Genomic DNA, 14,966 nt, shown 5'->3' with positions numbered 1-14,966 from the left:
GCGGCGCGGATCACTCCGCCGCCTGCAGGGCCCGCGCTTTCTCCATCTCCCGGAGGGCGCGGCGGTACTCGACCGGCATCACCTTGACGAACTTGTCGCGGTAGGCGGCCCAGTCGTCCAGGATCGCCTTGGCGCGGGTCGAGCCGGTGTGGGTCATGTGCGCGGCGATGAGCTGCTTCAGCCGCTCCTCGTCGTGGCGCGTCATGTCCGGGTCCACCTGGATGCGGCCCTTGAACTCCAGATCGCCGCCGTGGTGGTGGATCTCGCGCATGAGATCCTCCTCCTCCGGCACCGGCTCCAGATCGACCATCGACAGGTTGCAGCGGGCGGCGAAGTCGCCGGCTTCGTCCAGCACATAGGCCACGCCGCCGGACATGCCGGCCGCGAAATTGCGGCCGGTCTTGCCCAGCACCACCACCACGCCGCCGGTCATGTACTCGCAGCCGTGATCGCCCGCGCCCTCGACCACGGCGACCGCGCCGGAGTTGCGGACCGCGAAGCGCTCGCCCGCGACGCCGCGGAAGTAGCACTCGCCCTCGATCGCGCCGTAGAGCACGGTGTTGCCGACGATGATGGACTCCTCCGCCACGATGCCGGCGTCCTCCGCCGGGCGGATGATGATCCGACCGCCCGACAGACCCTTGCCCACGTAGTCGTTGGCCTCGCCCGTGAGCTCGAAGGTGACGCCCGCGGCCAGGAACGCGCCGAAGCTCTGGCCGGCGGTGCCGGTCAGCTTCACCGTGATGGCGTCGTCCGGCAGGCCGCCCGCGCCGTAGGCCTTGGCCACCGCGCCCGAAAGCATGGCGCCCGCGGAGCGGTTGCGGCTGCGGATCTCCCGCTCGATCGTCACCGGCTCGCCGGACTCGAGCGCGGGCTTCGCCGCCTCGATCAGGTCGCGATCGAGCACGCTCTCCAGATGATGGTCCTGCGTCTCGGCGTGGCGGATGGCGACGTCCGGCCCGGCCTGCGGCTTGGCGAACAGCTTGCCGAAGTCGAGCCCGCGCGCCTTCCAGTGGCCGATGGCGTCACGCTTGTCGAGCAGGTCGGAGCGTCCGATCACCTCGTCGAGAGAGGCGAAGCCCATCTCGGCGAGCAGGCGACGCGCCTCCTCGGCCACGAAGAACAGGTAGTCCACCACGTTCTCGGGCGTGCCCTTGAAGCGCTTGCGCAGCACCGGGTCCTGGGTGGCGATGCCCACCGGGCAGGTGTTCAGGTGGCACTTGCGCATCATCAGGCAGCCGGCCGCGATCAGCGGCGCGGTGGAGAAGCCGAACTCGTCCGCGCCCAGCAGCGCGCCGACGATGACGTCGCGGCCCGTGCGCAGGCCGCCGTCCACCTGCAGCCGCACCCGGCCGCGCAGCTTGTTCATGACGAGCGTCTGCTGGGTCTCGGCGAGGCCGGTCTCCCACGGGCCGCCGGCGTGCTTCAGCGAGGTCAGCGGGCTCGCGCCGGTGCCGCCCTCGAAGCCGGAGATGGTGATGTGGTCGGCGCGCGCCTTGGCGACGCCGGCCGCCACCGTGCCCACGCCCACCTCGGACACGAGCTTCACCGACACGTCCGACGCCGGGTTGACGTTCTTCAGGTCGTAGATGAGCTGCGCCAGATCCTCGATCGAGTAGATGTCGTGGTGCGGCGGCGGCGAGATCAGGCCGACGCCCGGCGTGGAGCGGCGCACCTTGGCGATGGCCGCGTCCACCTTGTGGCCGGGAAGCTGGCCGCCTTCGCCGGGCTTCGCGCCCTGCGCCACCTTGATCTGGATGACGTCGGCGTTGACCAGATACTCGGTGGTCACGCCGAAGCGGCCGGACGCCACCTGCTTGATGGACGAGCGCTTCGAGTCGCCGTTGGCGAGCGGAACGAAGCGCTCCGGCTCCTCGCCGCCCTCGCCGGTGTTGGAGCGGCCGCCGATGCGGTTCATGGCGATCGCCAGCGTCTCATGGGCCTCGCGGCTGATGGAGCCGAAGGACATGGCGCCGGTGACGAAGCGCTTCACGATCTCGGAGGCCGCCTCCACCTGATGCAGCGCGATCGGCTCGCGGCCGCGCTCCTTGGCGGTGCGGATGCGGAACAGCCCGCGCAGCGTCAGCAGGCGCTCCGCCTGGTCGTTCATCTCCTTGGCGAAGTCCTCGTACTTGCCGTAGGACTTCGTGCGCACCGCGTGCTGCAGGTCGGCCACCGTCTCAGGCGTCCAGGCGTGCTCCTCGCCGCGGATGCGGAAGGCGTATTCGCCGCCCACATCCAGCGCCGAGCGCAGCACCGGCACGTCGGAGAAGGCGATCCTGTGCCGGCGCACGGTCTCCTCGGCCACCTCGGCCAGGCCGACGCCGCCGACCGGCGTCGCCGTGCCGGTGAAGTACTTCTCCACGAAGGCCGAGGACAGGCCGACCGCGTCGAAGATCTGCGCGCCGCAATAGGACTGGTAGGTGGAGATGCCCATCTTGGACATCACCTTCAGCAAGCCCTTGCCGATGGACTTGATGTAGCGCTGGCGCACCTCGCGGGCGTCCACCCGCTCGGGGAAGTCCAGCGCCGAATGCATCGTGTCCAGCGTCTCGAAGGCGAGATAGGGGTTGATGGCTTCCGCGCCGTAGCCCGCCAGCACCGCGAAGTGATGGATCTCGCGCGGCTCGCCGCTCTCCACCACCAGGCCGACCGAGGTGCGCAGGCCGCGGCGGATGAGGTGATGATGCACGGCGGCGGTGGCGAGCGCGGCCGGAATGGCGATGCGGCCCGGCCCGATCAGCCGGTCGGACAGCACGACGATGTTGAAGCCGCCGCTCACCGCCGCCACCGCGCGCTCGCACAGGCGCTCGATCGCGTCCTCCATGCCCTCCGCGCCCTTCTCGGCGGGATAGGTGGTGTCGAGCGTGCGGGTCTGGAAATGGCTCTCCGCCAGATCGTCGATGGCGCGGATCTTCTCCAGATCCTCGTTGGTGAGGATCGGCTGGCGCACCTCCAGCCGCTTCTTCTTCGACGAGCCGTCGAGGTCGAACAGGTTCGGCCGCGGCCCGATGAAGGACACGAGGCTCATGACCAGCTCCTCGCGGATCGGGTCGATCGGCGGGTTGGTGACCTGGGCGAAGTTCTGCTTGAAGTAGGTGTAGAGCAGCTTGGAGCGGGTGGAGAGCGCCGACAGCGGCGTGTCCGTGCCCATGGAGCCCACGGCCTCCTGCCCGGTGGTCGCCATGGGCGCCATCAGCAGCTTGAGGTCCTCCTGGGTGTAGCCGAAGGCCTGCTGGCGATCGAGCAGGCTCGCCTCCCGGCGCGGCCGCGGCGGCGGCGCGTCGGGCAGGTCCTCCAGCACGAGCTGGGTCCGGGCCAGCCACTCCTTGTAGGGCCGCGCCTGCGTCAGGCTCGCCTTGATCTCCTCGTCGGAGACGATGCGGCCCTCCGCCATGTCGATCAGCAACATGCGGCCGGGCTGCAGCCGCCACTTGCGGACGATCTTGTGCTCGGGGAACGGCAGCACGCCCATCTCCGACGCCATGACCACGAGGTCGTCGTCGGTGACGTACCAGCGCGCGGGGCGCAGGCCGTTGCGGTCGAGGGTGGCGCCGATCTGGCGACCGTCGGTGAAGGCGACGGCTGCGGGGCCGTCCCACGGCTCCATCACGGCGGCGTGGTACTCGTAGAAGGCGCGGCGCTGCTCGTCCATCAGCGGGTTGCCGGCCCAGGCCTCGGGCACCAGCACCATCATGGCGTGGACGAGGCTGTAGCCGCCCTGCACCAGGAACTCGAGCGCGTTGTCGAGGCAGGCGGTGTCGGACTGGCCCTCATAGGAAATGGGCCAGAGCTTGGAGATGTCGTTGCCGTAAAGCTCGCTGTCGACGGAGGCCTGCCGGGCCGCCATCCAGTTCACGTTGCCCCGCAGCGTGTTGATCTCGCCGTTGTGCGCGACCATGCGGTAGGGATGCGCCAGCGACCAGGCCGGGAAGGTGTTGGTGGAGAAGCGCTGATGCACCAGCGCCAGCGCGCTCTCGAACCGCTCGTCCTTCAGGTCGGGGTAGTAGGCCGAAAGCTGGTCGGCCAGGAACATGCCCTTGTAGACGATGGTCCGGCAGGACAGCGACACCGGGTAGTAGGACGAGGCGCGCGGGTCCTGGCCGTAGATCTCGTTGGAGACCACCTTGCGCAGGATAAACAGCTTGCGCTCGAAATCGTCCTCGCTCTCGATCGAGGGCGAGCGGCCGATGAAGACCTGAAGCTGCACCGGCTCGGTGGGCTTCACGCTCTCGCCGAGCGAGGAGTTGTCGGTCGGCACCTCGCGCCAGCCGAGGAAGGTCTGGCCCTCCTGCGCGATCACGCGCTCGAACACCGCCTTCAGGTTCTCGACCGCGGCCGGTTCGCGCGGGGCGAAGACGTGGCCGACGGCGTAGAAGCCGGGCTCCGGCAGCGTGAAGCCCAGCCGCTCGGCTTCGGCGGCGAAGAACCGGTGCGGAATCTGCACCAGCATGCCGGCGCCGTCGCCGGCGCGCGGGTCGGCGCCCACCGCGCCGCGATGCTCCAGGTTCTCGAGGATGCGGACGCCGTGCTCGATGATGGCGTGGCTCTTGCGGCCCTTCATGTCGGCCACGAAGCCGACGCCGCAGCTGTCCTTCTCATGCCGGGGGTCGTAGAGGCCCTGCGCCTTGGGCAGGCCATGGTCGACCACGATGGTTTTCGCCCCGCCGGCGCGAGCGGTCGCGTCGGCGACCTGCGGCGTGGACGGGCGAACCTCGTTCTCGATCGTTCTGGCCATGGCGAACCCCATGATGGCGCCGGTCGGCGAGGCCGAGCGCGGCGATGCGTTCCGTGATGGGCGACGACGTGTTCCGCAGACTGCGCGACCGGCTCCGATCCGCCGTCCCTTCCGGGATGCGCGGCTTGGAACCGTTCTTGAGTGAATAAGGAACGCCGCCGTCATGCAAATGGACAGGCATGCTGTCCTATTGCGCCCGCACCATGTCAGACTTGGAGCCCCGGCACAAGCGTCTAGAACGGCTCCAAAGCCGTTTTATGCAGCGCAGAGGCCCGTTTGCCGCAACATCTGGAATTGCTCTCGTTCGCGATGGAGCGGTTTGTTGCCCAAGCGAATGGCGCGAGAAGCGGCGTGGAACGGGAGCGAACGCCAAAAACAAGGGCGCCCCGGAGACCCGGGGCGCCCGCGCAGAGAGAGCGTCGCGGAATCCGCCGGTCAGGCGGCTTCCGCCGGCTCCGGCTCATGGGCCCTTGCGTCGATCGCGGCGGGCTTCGCGCCCGAACCGATGGCGATGACGCGCGGCTTCTTGGCTTCCGGCACCTCGCGCACGAGGTCGATATGGAGCAGGCCGTTCTCGAGGCTCGCGCCGGTCACCTGCACATGGTCGGCGAGCTGGAAGCGGCGCTCGAAGGCGCGGGCGGCGATGCCCTGATGCAGAAGCTCGCCGCGGCGCTCATCCTGTGTCTTCTCGCCGCGCACCGTGAGCGCGTTCTCCTTGACCTCGATGGAGAGGTCGGACTCCGCGAAGCCGGCGACGGCCACCGTCACCCGGTAGGCGTTCTCGCTGGTGCGCTCGATGTTGTAGGGCGGATAGCCGGGCGCGGACTCGGAGCCGCCGGCGACGCCGTCGAGCAGGGAGAACAGCCGGTCGAAGCCGACGGTGGAGCGGTAGAGGGGCGAAAGATCGAACTGGCGCATCGGGTCACATCCTTGAGAAAAGCGATATGGATCGAATGCGGCCCGCCGTCCTGGCCGGGCCGTTTTCGCAAGTCGCCGCAGCCGTTTGGCCTGCGACGACCCTGACGTAGGAAGCCGGTTTCGGCCCTTCAAGGGGCGCGGCGTGGCTCTTCATCGCGGGCTCTGCTAGAGCCTGTCCGAGCGATCCGGCTCAAGGAGACGCCAAGCCATCGCCATGCCGCCGCTCCGTCTTCGCCGCTCCGGGCCTGCGCCGCGCGCCGCCCGCGAGGATTTCGTGCTCGTCCCCGACGCGCCGTTCCCGGACGCCGGCGCCCCGCGGCTGTTCCGCGCCGCCGACGGCGTGGCCCTGCGCGCCGCGTTCTGGAAGCCGGCCGGCGCGCTGAAGGGCACGGTCTGCCTGTTCCAGGGCCGGGCGGAGTTCATCGAGAAGTACGGCGAGACGGTCGCCGACCTGATGGCGCGGGGCTTCGCGGTCGCCACCTTCGATTTCCGCGGCCAGGGCGGCAGCCAGCGCCTGCTGTCCAACCCGTTCAAGGGCCATGTGGCGGACTTCGGCGACTACCGGCTCGACGCCGAAGCCTTCATGCGCGAGATCGTGCTGCCGCACTGCCCGCCGCCCTATTACGCGCTCGGCCATTCCATGTCGGCGCCGGTGCTGGTGGCGCTGGCGCTGCGCCAGCCGCAATGGTTCGAGCGCATGGTGCTGGCGGGGCCGATGATCGGCCTGCCGCTGGCGCGCGCCGAGTTCTTCGCCCGCGGCCTCGCCACCGGGCTCGGGCGCATCGGCTTCTCCGGCTCCTACATCCCGAGCGGGGCCGACCGCGTGATGGCGCTGAAGCCGTTCGAGGGCAACCGCCTCACCTCCGACGCCGCGCGTTACGCCCGCTCGGTGGCGCTGATCACGAAGGAGCCCGCGCTGGCTCTGGGCTCGCCCACCATCGGCTGGGTCCACGCCGCGTTCCGCGCCATGACGGCGACGGCGCTTGCGGGCGTTCCCGAGCGGCTGCGCACGCCGACGCTGGCGATCTCCGCGGGCCGCGACCGCATCGTCGATCCGCTGGCGAGCGAGCGTTTCGCCGACCGCATACGCTGCGGCGGCAAGCTCCGCCTCGCCGGCGCCCGCCACGAGATCCTGATGGAGCGGGACGAGCTGCGCGACCTGTTCTGGGCGGCGTTCGACGCCTTCGTCCCCGGCCGGCGCGAGCTGGCGTGATCCGGGCCTAAGAGGGCTCAGGCGCTTACGAAGGCGGCCGGCAGCGCGTGCAGGTGGCGGATGGCGACGCCGTCCTCCGCGGCCTCGACCCGTTCGGCGATCATCTGGCGGTGGCAGTGTTCGGGCTCGCGCTCGAAGCAGAGCAGGCACAGCTTCCGGCCGGTGCGGACGATCTCCCGCAGCCCGGCGAGTTCCTCCTGCGCTTTCTCGGTGCGCAGATGAGCCTCGAAGATGGCGCGCATCTCGTCGTGGCGGCCGGCGCGGGCGGCGGCGCGCCCGTCCGCCGGGGTGCCGAGCGCCCGCAGGTGCAGATAGGCGAGGCCGCGCTCGTCGAGACCGGCGGCGAGCGCCCGCTTGGAGAAGCCCGGCCGGCGGGAGTTGGCCACCGCGCGCACGTCCACCAGCACCTCGACCCCCGCCGCCTCCAGCGCGTCGGCCAGCGTCCGGGGCGTCGCGCCCTCATATCCGATGGTGAACAGGTCGGTCATGCCGCGCCCTTGAGGTCTCCGCGCCCGCGATTAAGCGCTCCCCGCCACTGGTGCGGCGCCCTGCGCCAGCCCGCAAGGGCCCAAGGCGCAAACGACGGGGGCGGCGTCACGCGACGCCGCCCCCGCTCATCCGGAATGCGTTTCAGAAAACCGTCGGATCAGAACACCGCCAGATACTTCAGCAGCGAGATGATGCCGATGATGATCACGATGATACGAATGATCTGCTTGGCCCGGCCGTCCACGGGCAGCATGCCGACGAGATAGAGCACAAGGAAGATCACCAGAACGGTGATCAGAATGCCGATCAGGGGAGACATCGCAGGTCATCCTTCTTGAAGCGGAGGCGGGTCGAAACATCAGGACGGCCGCCCCGCGTTTTACGCGCCGTCGCGCTGTGTAAACGCGAACCTGCGGAATCCGTTCCTGCCGCGGGACACGACATTCGGCGACGCTGTGCGCCGGGCTCCAGCGCGCCATGTCTTCGCTGACCCGTTCCTTCCTGCGCCGACCGGAGACACCCGCTCATGGCCCTGCCGTCCCTCCCGAGCCGCCGCGAGGCGGAAACCATCACCACCGCGCTCGGCTGGGCGACGCTTGCGCTCGCCGCGGTGGAGCTGGCGGCGCCGGGCGCTCTGGCCCGCAGCGTCGGGCTCGAACGCAACCACCAGTTCCTGAAGGGCCTCGGCGTCCGGGAGGTCGGAACCCGCGCCGGCCTGTTCGGCTGGCGGCGCGCACGGCCCTTGATGATCTGGGCGCGGGTCGCGGGCGACGCCATGGATCTGGCGGCGCTTGCGCCGGCGCTCAGCCGCTCCAACCCGCGGCGCCGGGTCGCCTTCGCCGCTTTCGCGGCGGTCGCGGGCGTGACGCTTCTGGACGTGCTCTGCGCCCGGGCGCTCACCAGAGATCGACGCTAACATCGTACGTTGAGGCGACGTTCACCCTCGCCCGCGAAATCAGGGCAAGATCTTTCAAGTCCAATCCGCCGTTTACTCCACCCCTGTTTGCTCGCGACGTGGACGACCGGAAAGGCTCATGACGAACGCGACCGCGCAGTTCCTTAAAATGTTCGGGCGGAAGGCCGTGGCCCCGCTCATAGGGACGCTGATCGCGGCCTTCGTCCTGTCCTATGCGACACTGGACGGCATCGCGCATCGCGCGGACCAGGACGCGGAGGCGCGCTCGCTTGTGCTGGCGCGCGCGGCGTGGAACGGGCGCTGGGACGCGCAGGAGCGACTGCTCGCAGACTACGCCGGCTGGGGCGACGCCTACGAAAACCTGCACCTGCGTCCGAACCGGGTCTGGGCCTACGACGAGGGCAATCTCGGCGCGACGCTGTTCTCGCGCTTCGATTTCGGCCTCGTCTTCGCCGTCGCGCCCGACGGCCGCGTGGTTCACGGCATGGTGGACGGCGCGGCGTCGGATATGCCGGCCGAACAGGCGTTCGGTCCCGGCCTGAAGCAGTTGATCGAACGGGCGCGCGCCGCGCCGCCGAACACCACCACGGTCGAGCGCGCCGTGCTCACCGACGGTCGCAACCCCGTGATGGCCACCGCCGCCGCGATCTCCACCGGCGGCGACCGCTTCGTTCAGCCGGCGCCCGGCCCGTCCACCGTGCTCATCTTCGGCGAACGCCTGACCCCCGCGACGCTGGAGGCCCTCGGCGAAAGCCTGTTCGTGACCCAGCTGCGCGTCGCCTGGGACGCGGCCGACGCGGCGGCCAAACCGTCGCTCGTGGCGGGCGAAGCGCCCGGCTCCGTGATCACCCTGCGCTGGACGCCGGACCAGCCCGGCGCGCGCATGATGCGGGAGCTGACGCCCTGGCTCATCATCGCGGCGCTGGCGCTGATCCTGCTGATTCTGGTCACCCTGCGCTACGCCGCCCGCGCTGCGGTGGAGGCCCAGACCAGCGCCGACATGCTGGTGGAGGCCTATCAGGACGCGGAGCGCAAGGCGTTCCACGACGCCGTCACCGGCCTGCCGAACCGGGCCATGCTGACCCGCCGCCTGACCAGCGACCTTGCCGGCGGCCGCCCTCTCGCGGTGCTCTATCTCGACCTCGACCGGTTCAAGCCCGTCAACGACGCGCTCGGCCATCCGGTCGGAGACCGGGTGCTGAGGGAGACCGCCGAGCGGCTGACGCGCGCGTTGCGCGAAGGCGACCTGGTCGCGCGCATCGGCGGCGACGAGTTCGCCGTGGTCGTGCCGCGCATCGACGCCGACGACGTGGAGGCGCTGTGCCGGAGGCTGCAGGACGCGGTGACGGCGCCCATCGAGATCGAGGACACGATCCTCTACGTGGGCCTGTCGATCGGCATCGCCCTGTCTCCCGAGGACGCGGCCACGCCTGAGGAGCTGCTGCGCCTGTCCGACATCGCGCTCTACCAGGCCAAGGCCGCGGGCCGCGGGACCTTCAAGTTCTTCTCCCACGACATGGACGAGCGCATCCTCACGCGCCGCGCGCTGGACGCGGACATGCGCCGGGGCCTGGATCGCGACGAGTTCTTCCTGCTGTTCCAGCCGCGCTACGACGCCAACTCCATGCGACTGCGGGGCGTCGAGGCGCTGGTGCGCTGGCGTCACCCCACGCGCGGGCTGGTCAATCCCGGCGAGTTCATCCCGCTGGCGGAGGAGACCGGCCTGATCGCGCCGCTCGGCGCGCGCGTGCTGCGCATGGCCTGCGAGAAGGCCGTCACATGGCCGGACCTCAGCGTTTCGGTCAATGTTTCGCCGGCTCAGTTCCGCAGCGCCGACTTCGTGAAGATCGTGGCCGACACGCTGGCCGAAACCGGGCTGCCGGCGCACCGGCTGGAGCTGGAGCTCACCGAGGGCGTGCTGCTGGAGGACGTGGACCGCGCCGGACGCATCCTCGCCGATCTGAAGACGCTCGGCGTGATGCTGTCCATGGACGATTTCGGCACCGGCTACTCGTCGCTTGGCTACCTGAAGAGCTTCCCCTTCGACGCCATCAAGATCGACCAGAGCTTCATCGCCGACCTGCAGACCACCGGCGACTCCCGCGCCATCGTCCAGGCCATCCTCGGGCTCGGCAAGGCCCTGGGCCTCTCCGTCACCGCCGAAGGCGTCGAGACCGCGGAGCAGCTCGATCTGCTGCGTCTCGACCACTGCGAAGAGGTGCAGGGCTATCTCATGGCGCGCCCGCTCGCGGCCGAAGACATCGACGCCCTGCGCGGAAAGCCTGACGCCCGTCACTCGGCGGCCTGACCGCGGCGCTCAGATCGGCCGGCGCTCGACGTTCTCGAACGTGCAGTCCTCGAACGCCACGTCGCCGCGGGTGCGCAGCACGAGGTCGCGGAAGGCGCAGCGCGTGAAGGCGTGGCGACCGGGCGTGTCCTTCATGGTGGTGAAGAACAGGTTCTGCCCGCGCCCCTCGCCCACGCCCGCGAAGCTCACGCCGTCATAAACGGTCGGCACGCCGGTGCGGATCGCCCGCGACGGGGTGGTCGCGGCCGACGTCCACTCGAAGCGGCAGCCGGTCAGCGCCAGCCGGGACGGCCGGGCGGACGGCGCGCCATCGAACGCCACGTTCGTAAACCGGCAGTTCTCCACCGTCAGCGCGTCCACTCCGCCCAGGCGGAAGGCCGCGGGCGGCCGCTTGTCGCCGCTGCGGTCGCCCGCCAGCGAGAACTCGGTGTCGACGATGCGGATCGATCCGATGGGCGCGCCCGCCACCTGTCGCTCGTCGCTGCGGCCGCGCACGCTGACCACGCCCCAGCCGTTGGTGCGGCAGTTTGCGATCACCCCCTCGCCGATCGGCGCGTTCAGATCGCCCCATTCCCGGCTGACGTCCAGCAGCTTGCCGTTGGGGTAGTCGATGCGCACGGCGTGGTAGCGGAAGCGGTCGGCGATCACGTCCACCAGCGAGCCGGAACCGGGGTCCGCCACGTCGATTTCCGACACGTCCACCTCGCCGCAGCGGATGATCTTGGCGAGGCTCGCGAAATTGGATTCCGTCGAGCGGCTGGTCAGGCCTCGTATCTCCACCCGGCCGCAGTCCACCATGGTCCACTGCTCCCGGGCGCAGGCGTTGGGCGCCAGCGCGCAATCGGCGAGCCGCACGCTGCGGCAGTCACGGGCGCGGAAGAAGGCGTTGCCCAGAATGAGCCGCAGGCGCTGCGGCGCGTCGATCGCGGCGGCCCAGGGCTGGGCTTCCATGTTGAGAGCGGGGCCGGGATCGCCCTCGAGCGTCAGCCTCTCGGCGCTGAAGACGCCGCAGCGCTCCACGTTCAGCACCGGCCGCCGCTCGCCATGGTTTTCGAGGGTGAACACGCCGACGCCCCGTCCCCGCAGTCTCCCACCCGTGGTCACGATGCGGCCGCCGCTCCAGCGCACCTCGTCGCAGCCGTCGAAGCCGATGCTCCACGGCACGCGTTTGGCCTGCCCGCCGCCGGCGTCGTCGAACAGCCGCCCGGCGTTGACGAAACGGACGCCGTCCTCGCAGGCGATCTCCACCCTCCCGAGCCCGGAGGCCGAAAAGGCGTTGGAGCCGATGACGTAGTCCCCCGCCGGAATCTCGGCGCGCCGGCCCGCCTTGGCGGCGGCGGCGACCAGCCGGCCAAGCGCCGGGGCGTCGTCGGCCGCGCCGTCCATCGCGGCGCCGAACTCCGACGGCCGGAACGCGGCGAGGACCGCCTGAGGCCGCGCCAGAAACGGCGCGGCCAGCGCGCCGGCGATCAGGCTGCGGCGGGAGATGAGCATGGGCGGGCTCCGTTGCGCGTGGGGCGGCGCGGACCGCCATCATAGCGCGGCGACGGCGGCGGTCATCCCGGGCGATAACGGGCAAGCAGACATGAAGTCGTCGGGGGCAGCACTCAAGTCCATCGGCTGCCAACACCTTGATCGCAACGTTTTGTTAACGATCGAAGATTGTCATTGAACTGTCAGACGTCCCACACTGGACGTCCGGGGGCGCGACGGCGACCGCGCCTCCATCACTGCAGAGGAGCGCGACATGAGCGGATGCGACGTCTCTCCCAAACCTGCGCCGGCCGACGCCTCGGCCGAACGCCAGGAACTGACCCGACCGACCGACGACTTCCGCAAGCAGATCGACGGCTTCGGCCTGACCACGGCGGAAATCCTCTACCGCATGCCCGACCATCCGGCGCTGCTGCAGGCCTATGTCTGGCAGGAGTACGACCGCGCGCCGGACTATCCGGTGCTGCGCGGCTTCCTGGACTGGTGGCGCCGGGAGATCGAGGGCATCCTCCACTCGGTGCGGGTCGGGCACAAGCGGCTGATCGGACCGGCGGATTTCCAGCCGGTGCGGGCGGTCCTGCGCCTGAACTGAGGACGGCCGGCGCCGCCTGATTGCGGCGGGCGCCGCGCCGCGCTAGACGGGCTCTCATGTCCGAGACCCGCACGCCCGACACGCTCCGCATCGCGCTCGCCCAGGCGAACCCGACGGTGGGCGACGTCGCGGGCAATCTGGCGCGCGCCCGCCGCTTCCGGGACGAGGCCGCGGCGCAGGCCGCGGACGTGATCGTGTTCCCGGAGCTGTTCCTCGCCGGGTATCCGCCCGAGGATCTGGTGCTCAAGCCCGCCTTCCAGGCGGCGTGCCGGCGGGCGCTGGACGCGCTCGCCGCCGACACCGCCGACGGCGGCCCGGACGTGCTGATCGGCCTGCCCTTCGTCGAGGACGGCAGGCTCTACAATTCGGTCGCCCATCTCGCCGGCGGCGCGCTGCGCGCGGTGCGGCACAAGGTGGACCTGCCCAATTACGGCGTGTTCGACGAGAAGCGCGTGTTCGCGCCCGGCCCCCTGCCCGGCCCGATCCCGGTGCGCGGCGTGCGGGTCGGCGTTCCCATCTGCGAGGACATCTGGACCGAGGAGGTGGTGGACTGCCTGGCCGAGACCGGCGGCGAGCTGCTGATCTCGCCCAACGGCTCGCCCTACTGGCGCGGCAAGGCGGACGTGCGGCTGAACGTGGCGACCGCCCGGGTGGTGGAGAGCGGGCTGCCGCTGATCTACCTCAACCAGGTCGGCGGCCAGGACGAGCTGGTGTTCGACGGCGCCTCCTTCGGGCTGAACGCGGACCGCAGCCTCGCCTTCCAGTCGCCGGCCTTCGCGGAGGACCTGGCGGTGACGGACTGGCGGCGGGAGAACGGCGCATGGCGCTGCGCCGGCGGCCCGGTCGCCCCGCTCGACGAGGACGACGACCAGGCGGACTACCGCGCCTGCGTGCTGGGCCTGCGCGACTATGTGGCGAAGAGCGGCTTTCCCGGCGTGGTGCTCGGTCTCTCCGGCGGCGTGGACTCGGCGCTCTGCGCCGCCATGGCGGTGGATGCGCTGGGCGCCGACAAGGTGCGCTGCGTGATGCTGCCCTACCGCTTCACGTCGGAGGAGAGTCTGAGCGACGCCGCCGCCTGCGCCGAGGCGCTGGGCGTCCCTTACGACACGCTGCCGATCGCGCCCGCGGTCGAGGGGATCGAGGCGGCGCTGGCGCCGCTGTTCGGGACCCTGCCCCGCGACGTGACCGAGGAGAATCTGCAGAGCCGCGCCCGAGGGCTGCTGCTGATGGCGCTTTCCAACAAGTTCGGGCCGATGGTGGTGACCACCGGCAACAAGTCCGAGATGTCGGTGGGCTACGCCACGCTCTATGGCGACATGAACGGCGGCTTCAACCCGATCAAGGACCTCTACAAGACGCAGGTGTTCCGCCTCTGCCGCCTGCGCAACCGCTGGCGCCCGGCGGACGCGCTCGGACCCGACGGCCCGGTGATGCCCGGCAGCGTCATCGACAAGCCGCCGAGCGCGGAGCTGCGCGAGAACCAGAAGGACGAGGACAGCCTGCCGCCCTACGAGACGCTGGACGCCATCCTGCAGGGGCTGGTGGAGGACGAGACCGGCGTCGGCGACCTGATCGCCGCCGGCTTCGATCCGGAGGTCGTCTCCAAGGTGGAGCGGCTGCTGTATCTGGCCGAATACAAGCGCCGCCAGTCCGCGCCGGGCGTGAAGGTGACCGCGCGCAACTTCGGCCGCGACCGGCGCTACCCCATCATCAACCGCTTCCGCGATCCGGGAACCCGCGCGTGAGACCGCTCGGCGCCTGCGGCCTTGCGGCGCTCGCCTCCGGCCTCGGCGTGGCGCTCAGCCCGGCCGTGGCGAGCGCGCAGGCGCGCGCGGGGGCTTGCGCGCTCGGGACCGCGGTCTACCGCCCGGCGGAAGGCGGTGCGGCGAGCACGCTGCGCTTCGTGGCGTCGCGCGACGCCGGCTCCGGCTCACGGTTCGGCTTCGCGCTGACGCTCGGCCCCCGCGTGTCCTACCGCTTCAAGCTCACGCCCTCCTCCGGCGCCGCCGACAGCTACGCCGAGATGGCGGAAGGCGGAGGAACCGCGCCGGCGACGCCCTCCGGCCGTTTCGCCACCCCGTCCGGCCGCGATCCGGAGGACGGCGACGCGCCCGCCTCGCCGATCCACTTCTTCGACGAGCGCTTCCGCCGGGCGGAGCCGGAGACGCTGGACGACGCCGCGCCGGCCGCCGTGTTCCTGCCCGAGCTGCAGCGCGCCTTCGCCTACTGGAGCGCCAATCCCGACCCGGAGATCGCCCCCACCGGCGGCATGTGGGTGCGGGACTGCGGCCGCTGACG

General features: G+C 70.7%; 11 protein-coding genes. 6 read left to right on the top strand and 5 right to left on the bottom strand.

Annotated elements, in window-relative coordinates:
- Positions 1 to 10: 10 nt before the first annotated feature.
- Both gltB and PKE85_RS01240 read right to left on the bottom strand, forming a co-directional pair.
- Positions 11 to 4,750: a glutamate synthase large subunit gene (gene gltB / locus PKE85_RS01245; protein WP_271202977.1), complete on the bottom strand. Its 4,740-nt coding sequence runs from the start codon at positions 4,748 to 4,750 to the stop codon at positions 11 to 13.
- Between the two features lie 423 nt (positions 4,751 to 5,173).
- Complete coding sequence (locus PKE85_RS01240; RefSeq protein ID WP_271202976.1) at positions 5,174 to 5,656, bottom strand: Hsp20 family protein; 483 nt, start codon at positions 5,654 to 5,656, stop codon at positions 5,174 to 5,176.
- A gap of 214 nt (positions 5,657 to 5,870) precedes the next feature.
- Between PKE85_RS01240 and PKE85_RS01235 the strand changes: the two genes are divergently transcribed.
- Entirely contained in the window at positions 5,871 to 6,869 is a 999-nt protein-coding gene (locus PKE85_RS01235; protein WP_271202975.1) for an alpha/beta fold hydrolase, read from the top strand.
- A 17-nt stretch (positions 6,870 to 6,886) separates the two neighbouring features.
- Here the strand turns inward: PKE85_RS01235 and PKE85_RS01230 are convergent, their stop codons facing one another.
- Together PKE85_RS01230 and PKE85_RS01225 are read right to left on the bottom strand one after the other, a co-directional pair.
- Entirely contained in the window at positions 6,887 to 7,357 is a 471-nt protein-coding gene (locus tag PKE85_RS01230) for a DUF488 domain-containing protein (RefSeq protein ID WP_271202974.1), read from the bottom strand.
- Between the two features lie 158 nt (positions 7,358 to 7,515).
- Positions 7,516 to 7,677: a Thivi_2564 family membrane protein gene (locus tag PKE85_RS01225; RefSeq protein ID WP_271202973.1), complete on the bottom strand. Its 162-nt coding sequence runs from the start codon at positions 7,675 to 7,677 to the stop codon at positions 7,516 to 7,518.
- Positions 7,678 to 7,884: 207 nt separating this feature from the next.
- Here PKE85_RS01225 and PKE85_RS01220 point away from each other — a divergent pair, with 207 nt between their 5' ends.
- On the top strand, positions 7,885 to 8,274 hold the full coding sequence (locus PKE85_RS01220; RefSeq protein WP_271202972.1) for a hypothetical protein: 390 nt from the start codon (positions 7,885 to 7,887) through the stop codon (positions 8,272 to 8,274).
- A 118-nt stretch (positions 8,275 to 8,392) separates the two neighbouring features.
- A complete protein-coding gene (locus tag PKE85_RS01215) occupies positions 8,393 to 10,582 on the top strand; it encodes a putative bifunctional diguanylate cyclase/phosphodiesterase (protein WP_271202971.1) in 2,190 nt (729 codons plus the stop codon).
- 9 nt (positions 10,583 to 10,591) lie between these two features.
- Here PKE85_RS01215 and PKE85_RS01210 read toward each other — a convergent pair whose 3' ends face one another.
- Positions 10,592 to 12,076, bottom strand: a complete 1,485-nt coding sequence (locus PKE85_RS01210) for a hypothetical protein (RefSeq protein ID WP_271202970.1) — start codon at positions 12,074 to 12,076, stop codon at positions 10,592 to 10,594.
- A 253-nt stretch (positions 12,077 to 12,329) separates the two neighbouring features.
- Between PKE85_RS01210 and PKE85_RS01205 the strand changes: the two genes are divergently transcribed.
- Genes PKE85_RS01205 through PKE85_RS01195 form a run of 3 tightly spaced genes read left to right on the top strand, consistent with a single transcriptional unit; the run spans position 12,330 to position 14,964 of the window.
- Positions 12,330 to 12,668 carry an usg protein gene (locus PKE85_RS01205; protein WP_271202969.1) on the top strand — a complete coding sequence of 113 codons (339 nt, stop codon included), beginning with the start codon at positions 12,330 to 12,332 and terminating at the stop codon, positions 12,666 to 12,668.
- A gap of 56 nt (positions 12,669 to 12,724) precedes the next feature.
- Positions 12,725 to 14,413 (top strand): NAD+ synthase, encoded by a 1,689-nt coding sequence (locus PKE85_RS01200; protein ID WP_271202968.1) that lies wholly within the window; start codon positions 12,725 to 12,727, stop codon positions 14,411 to 14,413.
- Positions 14,410 to 14,964 (top strand): hypothetical protein, encoded by a 555-nt coding sequence (locus tag PKE85_RS01195; protein ID WP_271202967.1) that lies wholly within the window; start codon positions 14,410 to 14,412, stop codon positions 14,962 to 14,964. Before PKE85_RS01200 ends, PKE85_RS01195 begins: the two co-directional genes overlap by 4 nt.
- Positions 14,965 to 14,966 lie beyond the last annotated feature (2 nt).

It is taken from the genome of Methylopila jiangsuensis, assembly GCF_027922305.1.
Lineage (GTDB): Bacteria > Pseudomonadota > Alphaproteobacteria > Rhizobiales > Methylopilaceae > Methylopila > Methylopila jiangsuensis.
Note: the sequence above shows the minus strand (reverse complement) of the source record. Positions and strands in the feature narration are given on the sequence as shown.

Coding starts and splice junctions, on each gene's coding strand:
- gltB (WP_271202977.1), bottom strand. CDS start 4,750: ATGGGGTTCGCCATGGCCAGAACGATCGAGAACGAGGTTCGCCCGTCC.
- PKE85_RS01240 (WP_271202976.1), bottom strand. CDS start 5,656: ATGCGCCAGTTCGATCTTTCGCCCCTCTACCGCTCCACCGTCGGCTTC.
- PKE85_RS01235 (WP_271202975.1), top strand. CDS start 5,871: ATGCCGCCGCTCCGTCTTCGCCGCTCCGGGCCTGCGCCGCGCGCCGCC.
- PKE85_RS01230 (WP_271202974.1), bottom strand. CDS start 7,357: ATGACCGACCTGTTCACCATCGGATATGAGGGCGCGACGCCCCGGACG.
- PKE85_RS01225 (WP_271202973.1), bottom strand. CDS start 7,677: ATGTCTCCCCTGATCGGCATTCTGATCACCGTTCTGGTGATCTTCCTT.
- PKE85_RS01220 (WP_271202972.1), top strand. CDS start 7,885: ATGGCCCTGCCGTCCCTCCCGAGCCGCCGCGAGGCGGAAACCATCACC.
- PKE85_RS01215 (WP_271202971.1), top strand. CDS start 8,393: ATGACGAACGCGACCGCGCAGTTCCTTAAAATGTTCGGGCGGAAGGCC.
- PKE85_RS01210 (WP_271202970.1), bottom strand. CDS start 12,076: ATGCTCATCTCCCGCCGCAGCCTGATCGCCGGCGCGCTGGCCGCGCCG.
- PKE85_RS01205 (WP_271202969.1), top strand. CDS start 12,330: ATGAGCGGATGCGACGTCTCTCCCAAACCTGCGCCGGCCGACGCCTCG.
- PKE85_RS01200 (WP_271202968.1), top strand. CDS start 12,725: ATGTCCGAGACCCGCACGCCCGACACGCTCCGCATCGCGCTCGCCCAG.